Here is a 10784-nt window from a genome sequence, read left to right as displayed (position 1 = left end):
CTGTCCTTCTATCTCGATCATGCCCCGCGTGGGTCTGTCCAGCCCTGCAAGAAGATTTAAGAGCGTTGTTTTGCCGGAGCCGCTTTTCCCGAAGAGGGCAACAATATCGCCGGCAGCCACCACGAGACTTGTCCCCCGGAGCGCGGGCTCGCCCTGTTCATCATCACCGTAATATTTCCAGAGATCTGTAACACGGATAACAGGCTGCATACCTAAAAAGACCATATTTTCAGCGAAATCTCAAATAGACAGGGGTATACCCGGGGGTTGACATTGGCAGAGAAATGTATATGCTAATGCATACCGTTATTGCGCAACGAGCAATAACAGACTGAAGGAAAGGAGTGTAATATGTTTGAGGTATCTGACATGGCAGGTGAAATGATCAAGCAATTTCTTGAAGGTAAAAACGGTTCTCAATCCATTCGGGTCATGATGACCGAGGGTGGGTGATCGGGGCCTTCATTGGGTATGGCTCTGGATGAGCCACATGATGATGATCAGATCTTTAATGAAAAGGGTGTTACGTTTATCATGAACAAGGAACTTTTTGAAGAGGTAAAACCGGTCAGCATCGATTTTGTGAAGTCTGCCATGGGCGCAGGTTTTATGATACAATCGGAGCTCTCGAAGAAGGCTGAAGGTGGTTGCGGAAGCGGTTCCTGCAGCTGCTGAAAATAATTACCCGGGCATACCATATCCTCCATGAGATGATGCGGTATGCCCCTTACACATGCGGGCGATAATCATCACGGGAGCGTTTGATGTCTTTCAATAAAATCAATTGCGCCGTTTTTCTCGTCTTCGTTCTGTTCCTTATGTTTTTCCCTTGTGCCGTGGGCGCCCAGGAAGAGTGCCTGTCACCGGAGGACAAAAAGGTTTTTATGGAGATGTATTCCGATGTCGTCGAAAAGGGGCAGACCCAGAGGGTAGAGGAAGTAAAACAGTTCTTGAGAACCCACGGGTGCGCCAAAGAGATGGATGAGGCGGAAAAACGCGCGCAGGAGATCGTCAAGGGTTTAACGAAATAAGTACATCCATGCCGGGTACCACGCAATCCGGTATCCAGTTATCAGCAGATAAATAACAGCTCATAGCGCAGATACTGGATACTGGCAACCAATAACCAAACATTAACCACCAATCAATACCCAATCACCAATGACCGAATACCCAAACGAAAATCATTTAACCCGGATCTTCCACTAGGATGAGCATTGGTGTCGGGCTCTTCCCCACAAACACGCTCATACGCTCCAGCGGCTTACATTCGCTCGCGTTCGGCTTCGGAACTTTTGCCTGACAGCAAAAGACCAAGCTTCCTCGCCTCACGACGGTTTGCTACAGGAAAGCCCGATACCGATGCTCTCATGACGTATCTGGTTGTGATTAATGCCATAATGGGGTCAAATCTTTATTATTGACTTTGTCTTCTTTTTGTTTACCGATGCATTGCCCTGGAAAGGATGTAAAAGCATGGCCCGCAGTATGGCTATGGGGCTGTTCCATAGACGCAGCGATATATCGGGGGGATCATAGGGGTCGATTGCAGTGCCGTATCTGTGGAAAGTGAGAGACTCCGGGCATCATTGGCCTCCGGCAAGAATTTACCGTGTATGAAGAAGAAGATAGAAGATCGACTAAGTCAAGGATAAAGATTTGACCCCATTTAGACCATTTAGACCCCATTTATACACCTGTATGAAGAAGAAGATAAAAGATCGACTAAGTCAAGGATAAAGATTTGACCCCATTTACCCCTTTGACCCCATTTACCCCATCAAAAAGAGATGGCCGGAAAATAAGCAAGGTATATAAAGATCATTTTTGAGTCTTTTGCTGCAAAAGCAAACATTGCAGATGCCAGTACCACGCTCCACCCTTTCAACAAGAACGAATTGGAAGACAGTCTGTTCACAACGCCTTGAATCATGCCAAGATGCGACTGCTTATTATCCATAGCTAATCATCCTTTCGTCGTGGCTAACAAAAAGCTCAGCCAGAGGCAGCGCCCTTTGTTGCCGATTGGCTGCAGCAAATGGTTCAGTCAGCTTAAATAAAATACTTCTCCAGCGATCCGTCATAGGCAATACCACTCATGCCTCTTAGCACCTCAATGCATATACTCTCCAGCTTTTCAAAAAACTTTCCCATTTCTGAAATATCAATAGTAAGGATGCCATTATGGACAAGATTAGAGCGGACACCAAAGGCTCGCCCGATGGCAAGTTTTTCTTTCACATCTGCGGATGGCCTGCCTATCCTAGCGGAAAGATACTCGCTGATCGGTTTTATGTCTGTTGTGTTTTTCATCGGGAAAATCTCGAGAATTGTCCACAGGTATAAGAGTTTTTCCTCGCTTGGATGAACCAACACAGACTTCGAAAAAAAGCGTGACATAGTTGCATAGCGCTGGTTAATGTCTGCATCCATACTCTGCTGTTTGATAAGAGCGAGCAGAATAGACTCCGCATCCTGTGGTATTTGGAAAGGTTCATGGACCGATAACCAAGCTTCTACGATGAAATTGTCATCAATTAGCCACCCTCGGTAAATGATTTTTGCAAAAAAACCTGTTCCATAAAGCACAGACAGGTCCGTGATTGCTCTATCGATTGCAGTTTCGCAAAACTTCCGCGCTATAGCCGGGTTTCGCTCCTTTGTTCGAGCCGTTATCATTACGTATTTTTCCCCGCCCGATAGGTTCAGAAGAGCTTCTCTTGATAAAAGTGTATTCTCTGCTATTGGAGTATTCGTCCCTTTTTCGGCAATAGAACCCACTTGAACAGGCACCCTAAATGAGCGAGGCCCTGAAAAGAATTCAATTTTTACCGGGTCACGAACAATTTTTACCGGGGCATCTTTTACCAGTGCTATTTGGAATATTGTTGTAAATTGAAAGTAGTTGCTCATAATATTATTTCACCGAACACTTAAGGTCAGCCAGAGCCGGTTTTATCGGCGATTGGCTGCACCAAGTGGTTCGGTCATAAACCACTGACAGTGCAATTTTCAAACTTCCCATCAATGATTTGCCGTCCAAATTCAATACAATGATAAATCGCTTCTTTTTCCGTCTTGAACGTATTGCTGGCACCAAAGTTGCGAATATTAATAGCATCGCCGGTATCATGCAGTATGCTGATGTTTATGGTGAACTCACCAGAGTCAGCTAACCGATATGGCGCTGCTTGAATGAGATACCCCCTATAAGGCACTGTGTCCATCCTGTTTTCCTCCCGAGGTTTTTGAGTCGGAATGAACTCTGCTAACGAGCGAAACGTCTGCTTGTGGTTTTTCTTCTCAAGATATTGCTTCACGATGCTGAGGAATTCACTGGGCTTAACGATGGTAATATTGCATGCGGAACGCAACCTGCTGGCACGGTCCAATATGCGGGAGTCAGTCGTGATGAAGTAGGACCCATACTTTTGTGCCTCAAAAACATGGCGCGCGTCTTGGAGGATATTCTCTATCTTGCCGTTTCCTGCCAGAATAGTCTCAATCTCGCGAAGTTTTCGAACCTCGCTCTCGATCAGGCTAACCGGCAACGTGTAGATCAGATTCAAGGCTTCGCGCTTGACCCAAGCGGGCGTATTGGGATGTTGAATCTCTTTCTGGGTTGAATGAGCAATTTGGATCAAAAGCTCCCCTTCTTTGTAGAGCCTGAATATCTCGGCGGAAGCCTCATCCTCGGGCTTGTATTTTGGGTCAAACGTACATGAGTCAATGAGGCAGTTGGTGATAAGGGGGTTCACGGGCACTGTCTTCTCTCCATTTTCACAGGTTCATAGACCGAACGACAGCATCACCGGGAGGCGAGCGCCTTTCCTCGCCGATCCGGTGGATGCGCTGGTTAGCCGATTTTTCTTCCACTATCATGGTTTTCAGGGAGAAGAACCTGTTCAAGTTTCCCCCGTAGCTCCTTCTGCCAACCAGATGGCATAAGCTTAATCCACCACTTTGGAGCGACGTCTATAAGAATTTCAGCCGCGCTTTCTGTATTCGATAATCGTGAGTATTCCTTTGCGGCATATACGATAGTATCAAGCTGGAACTGATTGCAGTATAATTTCCGCTCAATAAGGGTAGCAATCCATCCACCAAGAAAAAGGAACATAGCAATAGTGAGGATCAGCCACCACCCCAACCCCGACCAAAAAGAAAGTGTAGTGCCGATACAAACTGCATTAATGATATATCCGACTGCTCCTCCATGGTGCTCCGTGAATGAACCGGTGGGAAGAATGGTTCCACTTTTCATGTGCTGCCATTTAAGCCATGTGGCAATGCCCCAAAGGGCCGAAAGGCACAAACCGAGAAAGAAACTGTATAGAAATTCTGTGTATACCATAATCCTTTTCCGCTATCGTTTTAAACAGCCGCCCGGCTTTTCGGGTCGGCTGAATTTAGGGTCAGCCTCAATAATCCGGAGTAAGTTCGCTTAACGTTTCATTTCTAATATCAACAGCTTCATTCAAACCCATTTCACATCCATCCAAGAAGTTTAAAACCGCTTCAAATACATCCTGTAAATGCGTTAAGTCGACTGATTCTGGCATATTTCTTAACGTATTCTCACCGGCCCGGTTTTTAGCGTATCGTAATTCCTGACCCGAGTTGTCGATGATGTGGAATTCCTGGATAATTCTGCCAGCGGTATCCAAAACGTCCTTTTCGTCATCGGGCCAGTGGATCTCAATAGTTTTCCGCGCATAGTTCCAAAGAGGATGTAGTTCATGCTTCCCCAACAATAAAGAAAGCTTTTTATCGCACTCTAACAATTCTAAATCGCAGCCCAATCTGATAATTTGTTTTAGTTTGAGTTCAAGGCTGTGGCGATACAGATATGCAACTGGCATGAAATAGATATCAGCCGGCATGCCATCGTCATCTCTATGTATTTCTCTTACTATCTTGTCTCCTGCCTCCTTGAAAGCCATTGAAAAAATAGAATCATTCGCGTCTAATGATAAGAGCCAACGAATTGAAGCCCAAGCAGGAGACATAGTATCTCCTTGCAGAAACGGAGTATCCCCTTTTTTGGGCCATCGAATTTTAATATCCATAACTTACCTTCAAAAGGCTAACACGAGGGTCAGCCAGAGCCCGTTTTTTGGCGATTGGCTGCACCCACTCGTTGTGCTATCTTTTCTTCAGCTCATTCAGCGCGTCCTCAAGCAGGTCACGGAACCATTTCTTTTCACGTCCCGCATTCACGAGAATCTTCTTCCAGATAGATGTCGGCTCCGTGATTGTGGTCTGGCTGCCCCAGTTTAAGCTCTGTCCGGGTTTCCTGTAGTAGCCGATCCGAATCCATTCTGGTTCTTTTTCTCCTTTGAATTCTATGAGATCAACCACATCCCAGTAAGGTACGCAACCAGATTCGTTAGTACTCTCGATGACGGCCCGGTCTTTGAGAACGCCGTGCTTGTCACCCTCATTTCCTGGATATTTGAAGGAGACTTTCCTCCCGACACAAGAAAGAATCTTGGTCACCGCGTCGGCAGCGGCGTCATATATTGGTGCTTGTCTCCCCGTGGGGTTCCTGAAGGCATGTTCATCTGAGTTTTTCGGTTCGCTTGCTACTGATGCTCGTTCGTGTAGATCGTTCAAGACCGAGGTAACGTCCCACTTCCGAGGGTCTACTTCGGAATATGTCCCCGCATATGGCAAACGGTGGGCTATTGGCAAAGGTTTTTGCCGGCAATCGTAGGCAACATCCCATTTGACTGCAATCCTGTACTCATAAGGCTCTCGCACATAAAACCGTCTCTCTGCCTTTTTGTAGGTTTGACGGTCCCATTTCTCTTTCACAATCCCATAACCTACCACACCCAAGCCGCTATGATGCATGAAGACGCCATCTTCAGGAGAGAGTCCGGAGAAGACGGTGTCATGTGTCCGTTCCGTCTCTGCCAAATCTCCGGCAAAAGCCATGCCGAACTCGTACCACAGATCGCAGGCCCTAACATCATCCCTTGCGTTTCTATCAGTATTGATTCTCCAATACTTCATGCTCGCCTCCAACTCTAATCAGTTTCTCCATGTAGCATAACACAGAGGTCAGCCAGAGGCGAAAGCGGCCTTTGCTTTCGCCGATTGGCTGCACCGCCTCGTTGGGTGGTTTCATGGTGTCCGATAAAATGGGCTGACAACCGGAAACCGTCCATCATTATTAAGATGCTCAACAAGATACCAACCGTCTCTAAGAGTGAGGTATGGGTCTCGTTGATTCGCTCTAAGGTATTCCCCAAGGGATGATAAGCAGCAATTGCACAATTTTTCCAAGAATGCGGCTGGGTACACGAGGTGCCATTCGGAAACTCTGTTTCCAAACACCGTGGGATGCATGTTGACCGACTCATAAAACGGAGCAATGTCGTCGTCTTCTTCAAAACCGGCAGTGGGCTGTCTAGACTCATGGACGAGATAATTCCTGTACGCATACAGCATTTCGACGTGCCTTAACTGAGGAAGTTCTAAGTGCACATCTCGGTTTGCGAGGAGCACTCCGCCATTGTCCTTCGGCCAAAGGCTTTGAATATTGGGCAAATCAGGATCGCTTTCAAGATAGACCGGGCCGCCACTACCCCAGTCACGCAGCCCAGCATAGGCAAACTGACGGAGTGGCTCGAACTGTGGATCAGAAGTTCTTTCGAGGGCAGCCACGAGATGAGGCAGACTGACGCGGTCAGCGTCGTTCCAATCGCCGCAATTATGGACGAGTTTGACGAATCTATCACGAGCCCCTTTGCTGGGATACCGGACCTTTGCGATTGCCTCAAGCACGGTAACGTAAAGAATCTTCTTATATCTCTTTGGATTACGGTTGACTTGGATTCCGGCTATGATCCTTATATGCTCATCAAAGGCGGACAAAAAGGCCGCGATATTCTCTTCCAAGGCTTCTCTTTCTTCAGCTGTCATTTCTGCTCTTTGTCACCCAACACTTAATATACCAACTTGGTATTTTCTTACATGATATCCCAGACAAAAGAAAAATCAATCAAAATATTCCTGTCTTTTCTACAAAATGCAGCATGAAAATGTCTGTTAAATGGTCTTTGCTGATATTACGGAGTAAAAGATAATATGTCTTTTTCCGGATGCTGGATACTTGACACTCGTCACTCGATACTCGATGCTGGCGATAAGAGCAGAGGGATAAAGACCGAGGGACGAGGGACGTCCGCTGCGCTAGGACGAGGGACGATGAAAATCAGAAGAGCAGAAATCGGAACATCCGTAAGTCGTAAGGAAACACCTGTTCAACGTTCTATGTTCAACGTTCAAGGTTAAGACGAACAAGACTAAATAGACCAGACAGACCTTACTTATTGCTGACGGCTGTGTGCTGACTGCTGACGGCTTTTTGCTATTCACCATTCACCGTTCACTATTCACTGCCTTTATCGCGTTACACGTGATTGCGGAGCATTAGTTCGAGGGGATGCGGGTTCAGGTAGTGCTGTGTTTTCAGGTACGGCTCATTGTATTTCCGCACGTAGTGATTGAGGATCGTTATAGGGACTACGAGGGGGATGAGCCCTTTATGGTAACGTTCTATGATCTCCAGCAATTCCTGTTTTTCGTCAATCGTAAGATATTTTTTGAAGTAGCCCATGATGTGCGAAAGGACATTGGTGTTCTTTCTCGGTGTGGCGGCAAGGCGCAGCCCTTCCATCATGGTTTCGATATAAACGTCATTTAATCTCCCGCTATGTCCCCTGGGATCGGCAACATATTGCCCAAGCTTTGTGAGGTGTTGAGGACTGTGCGCCATGACGAGGAGTTTGTGGCCGGTATGGAAATTGACGAGGTCGCGCGGCGAACCCCCCTTTTTGAGAAATTCCTGCCACCTTTTAAAGACAAAGACCCTCTCAATAAAATTCTCCCTCAGCCCCGGGTCGTTCAGACGTCCGTCGTCTTCAACGGGGAGCAAGGGGAATCGTTTCATAAAGGCCTTCGCAAAGAGCCCGACCCCTCTATGGCTTGGCATGCCGCTCTCACTGTAGACCTTGACACCCTGCATGCCGGAACTGGGCGACCTGCTCTTAAAGATAAACCCGGACAGGTTTTCCTTCGCGAGGTCATCCAATTGTCGCAGTGTCCACTCTTTCATACGGCCCGTGTGGTCGATGCCGGTCCTGATAGTAAGGAGCCTTGGATCTTCAGGATCACCGACGAGCCGCATCGCCTCCCTCGGTACAGGAAGGCCGCAGCCCACCTCCGGGCAGACAGGGACCCAATCAAAATATTGGCCGAGGGTGTCGGTGATATAGCGGTCATGCTTGTGACCGCCGTCGTATCTGACCTTCTCGCCGAGAAGGCACGTGCTGATGCCGATCTTTATCCCTAATACGTCATTCGCACCGATGTCGGATTGTCCTGAGCAAACCGTCGTGAGGCAAGGAAGCTTGGTCTTTTGCGTAAGCAAAAGTTCCGAAGCCGAACGCGAGCGATTGGAGCCGCTGGAGCGGAATGAGCGTGTTTGCGATGGATATTCCGACATCGGTGTTCGTCCTAATGGAAAATCTGGGTTTATCTTTTCCATGATGCCTCTTCTCTCTCCTTTACCGGAAATCGATGAGGACCTTGAGGCTGCCCTTTTGGACGGCCGCCGCAAAGGCATCAAGCGCCCTGCTAGCCGGGAATATCCCGCTGATAAGCGGTTTGACGTTAATAGTTTTATCCGATAGTGCCCGCAGCGCGGGTTCGAATGGCCCGCACCGTGAGCCCAAAAGAGTGACCTCGTCGATAATGATCCTGTTGAGGTCGACCTCTCTCGTTGAAGCCACGGTGCTCTTCAAGACAATCGTGCCCCTCGGTCTCACAAGTTCAAGGGCGCTCTCAAGACCCGCCGGGGTCCCCGTTGCTTCAACGACGACATCATATTTTCTGCCAATGGGAAGGTCGTTCGCAGGATACGCTGCAATGCCCGCTTCCCGCGCAATGGCAAGTTTATGCTCGTGGTTGCCTGCAAGCGCGATCTCTGTCCCTGTGAGTGCGAGGACGAATGCGCAAAGAAGCCCGAGCTTCCCGTCACCGAGGACGATGATTTTGTCAGTCGGTTTTATATCCACCTGTTCCAGTATCTCGAATGCGGCAGCCAACGGTTCAGTAAAGACCGCCTCTTCATCGGCGATATTGTCAGGGACCTCATGAAGGTTTTCTACGGGCAGTGTAAGGTACTCTGCAAATGCCCCGTCCCTCCCCGATATCCCGAGGGTCGTTCTTTGGGGGCAATGTCGTGAGAGACCGCCAATGCAGTAATCACATACTCCGCATACACAGTTGATCTCACCAACAACCCTCTTACCGATCAACGCCCCGTCGCGCTCATCAACCTTTTCGACAATGCCGACAAACTCATGACCCGGGATACCCTTGAAACCCATGTATCCTTTTATGATCTCAAGATCTGTGTTGCAGATACCGGCTACCCTTACTTTGATGAGGGCCTCATTTGCCTTGTTGAGTTCCGGCAGCGGGTGATCTTCGGTGAAGCTGAGTATATTGTCAAAGACGATTGCCTTCATATCCCGGCATCGTCCTTTTTTGAATGTTTCTCGATAAACCAGTCTATCAACGATCTGGCAATGCTGATCTTTCCCGGGATGCTTGGCAGGTTGTTGACATCAAACCATTGCGCTTCGACTATCTCGTCACCATCAATTCTTATCTCACCACCGGCATACCGGGCTGTAAAGCCGATCATAAGCGAATCAGGGAAAGGCCACGGCTGGCTTCCGAAATAACGGATCTCCCGTACGTCTATCCCTGTTTCTTCCTTCACCTCACGCCTCACAACATCTTCAAGGGTTTCTCCCGGCTCGACGAAACCGGCAATGACACTGTAAATATCCTCTTTAAACCTGCTGGCCCTGGCGAGAAGAAGTTTATTTCCTTTCTCAACGAGAACGATAACTGCCGGAGAGATGCGGGGGAAACTGATGAAACCGCACCCGGTACACTCCTTTCCGGGGATGCCGGCCCTGCTCTCGATCTTTGCTCCGCACTGGCTGCAAAATTGAGAGGTCCTGTCCCAATTTATCAGCCCCAGTGCCCTGATTGCCATACCATAGAGGTTCTCGTCGAGGGCTCCGAAAAGACCCCTTAAACCATAAAAGGCCATGTCCTGAGGCGCTTCAACGGTCTCAGGCAGCTCTGCCGCGAAGCACTGCGCGTCGTTGATCCTGCCAAGGGATTGTATTCTCAATGAATTTAATTGCAATCCTCCCGCATCGCGCAGGAAAGGGACGGACATTGTGCCGTGATCGTTATACGTCAGCAATCGGTGTCCCTTGAAGATGAACCACCACGCAGGTTTATCCATGACACAATAATCACCTATTCCGAAGGAAAATGTCAAATCTACGCAATGGTTGGACATCGGCGTCGGGCTTTCCCCGCAAACACGCTCATTTAAGCTCCAGCGGCGCTGTTACCGGGGCTTACGTCGCCCCCTCTTCGGGCAAAGCCCGAAGAGACTCCCCTTCTCACCCACTGTGTGGGCTGGTTTATATCGCTCGCGTTCATTGGGTTTGTTGAGTTTACCCTTGGCTCTCAGCTCTCCGCTCTCTGCTGCCTTTCCCTCACGACGGTTTGCTACAGGAAAGTCCGACGCCGATGTCCTGATGATGTATCTGGGATGCGCTATTTTCTACATAATATCAAAACTCAAATATCAAATATTCCAAACAAATGTCCTACAATACGTTTTGAACGTTTTCCCCCGGTTCCTTTTCTTGAAAGAGAGTGCTGCTTATGGTATGACATTA

At 48.3% G+C, this 10784-nt stretch carries 13 protein-coding genes; 2 read left to right on the top strand and 11 right to left on the bottom strand.

All coding sequences use genetic code 11. The features are described from left to right. Nucleotides 1-225, bottom strand: a 225-nt coding sequence (locus PHU49_09550; GenBank protein MDD5244249.1) for an ATP-binding cassette domain-containing protein, incomplete at its 3' end; no start/stop codon positions are given. A 246-nt stretch (nucleotides 226-471) separates the two neighbouring features. Between PHU49_09550 and PHU49_09545 the strand changes: the two genes are divergently transcribed. Together PHU49_09545 and PHU49_09540 are read left to right on the top strand one after the other, a co-directional pair. Continuing rightward, nucleotides 472-675 (top strand): hypothetical protein, encoded by a 204-nt coding sequence (locus PHU49_09545; GenBank protein ID MDD5244248.1) that lies wholly within the window; start codon nucleotides 472-474, stop codon nucleotides 673-675. 89 nt (nucleotides 676-764) lie between these two features. After that, nucleotides 765-1031, top strand: coding sequence for a hypothetical protein (locus PHU49_09540; GenBank protein MDD5244247.1), 267 nt, complete (start codon nucleotides 765-767; stop codon nucleotides 1029-1031). A 749-nt stretch (nucleotides 1032-1780) separates the two neighbouring features. On the opposite strand, the gene PHU49_09535 is transcribed toward PHU49_09540, so the two are convergent. The 10 genes from PHU49_09535 to nudC all read right to left on the bottom strand — a co-directional run bounded on the left by PHU49_09535 (nucleotide 1781) and on the right by nudC (nucleotide 10339). Continuing rightward, on the bottom strand, nucleotides 1781-1960 hold the full coding sequence (locus tag PHU49_09535) for a hypothetical protein (GenBank protein MDD5244246.1): 180 nt from the start codon (nucleotides 1958-1960) through the stop codon (nucleotides 1781-1783). 92 nt (nucleotides 1961-2052) lie between these two features. After that, nucleotides 2053-2913 (bottom strand): hypothetical protein, encoded by an 861-nt coding sequence (locus tag PHU49_09530; protein ID MDD5244245.1) that lies wholly within the window; start codon nucleotides 2911-2913, stop codon nucleotides 2053-2055. A gap of 74 nt (nucleotides 2914-2987) precedes the next feature. Continuing rightward, nucleotides 2988-3758: an HlyU family transcriptional regulator gene (locus PHU49_09525; protein ID MDD5244244.1), complete on the bottom strand. Its 771-nt coding sequence runs from the start codon at nucleotides 3756-3758 to the stop codon at nucleotides 2988-2990. 98 nt (nucleotides 3759-3856) lie between these two features. Then, a complete protein-coding gene (locus PHU49_09520) occupies nucleotides 3857-4354 on the bottom strand; it encodes a hypothetical protein (GenBank protein ID MDD5244243.1) in 498 nt (165 codons plus the stop codon). A gap of 67 nt (nucleotides 4355-4421) precedes the next feature. After that, entirely contained in the window at nucleotides 4422-5069 is a 648-nt protein-coding gene (locus tag PHU49_09515) for a hypothetical protein (protein ID MDD5244242.1), read from the bottom strand. Nucleotides 5070-5145: 76 nt separating this feature from the next. Next, nucleotides 5146-6018: a hypothetical protein gene (locus tag PHU49_09510; protein ID MDD5244241.1), complete on the bottom strand. Its 873-nt coding sequence runs from the start codon at nucleotides 6016-6018 to the stop codon at nucleotides 5146-5148. Nucleotides 6019-6129: 111 nt separating this feature from the next. Next, nucleotides 6130-6930, bottom strand: a complete 801-nt coding sequence (locus PHU49_09505; GenBank protein ID MDD5244240.1) for a hypothetical protein — start codon at nucleotides 6928-6930, stop codon at nucleotides 6130-6132. Nucleotides 6931-7420: 490 nt separating this feature from the next. Next, nucleotides 7421-8557 (bottom strand): DUF523 and DUF1722 domain-containing protein, encoded by a 1137-nt coding sequence (locus tag PHU49_09500; protein MDD5244239.1) that lies wholly within the window; start codon nucleotides 8555-8557, stop codon nucleotides 7421-7423. 19 nt (nucleotides 8558-8576) lie between these two features. Further along, nucleotides 8577-9542 (bottom strand): alcohol dehydrogenase catalytic domain-containing protein, encoded by a 966-nt coding sequence (locus tag PHU49_09495; GenBank protein ID MDD5244238.1) that lies wholly within the window; start codon nucleotides 9540-9542, stop codon nucleotides 8577-8579. Further along, the gene (gene nudC, locus PHU49_09490) at nucleotides 9539-10339 is read right to left on the bottom strand and encodes an NAD(+) diphosphatase (GenBank protein MDD5244237.1); all 801 of its coding nucleotides are present in this window, start codon (nucleotides 10337-10339) and stop codon (nucleotides 9539-9541) included. The genes PHU49_09495 and nudC overlap by 4 nt, the downstream gene beginning before the upstream one ends. Nucleotides 10340-10784: the final 445 nt, after the last annotated feature.

The sequence above is a fragment of the Syntrophorhabdaceae bacterium genome (assembly GCA_028713955.1).
GTDB lineage: Bacteria > Desulfobacterota > Syntrophorhabdia > Syntrophorhabdales > Syntrophorhabdaceae > UBA5609.
This window is presented reverse-complemented; position numbering and strand designations above follow the sequence as displayed.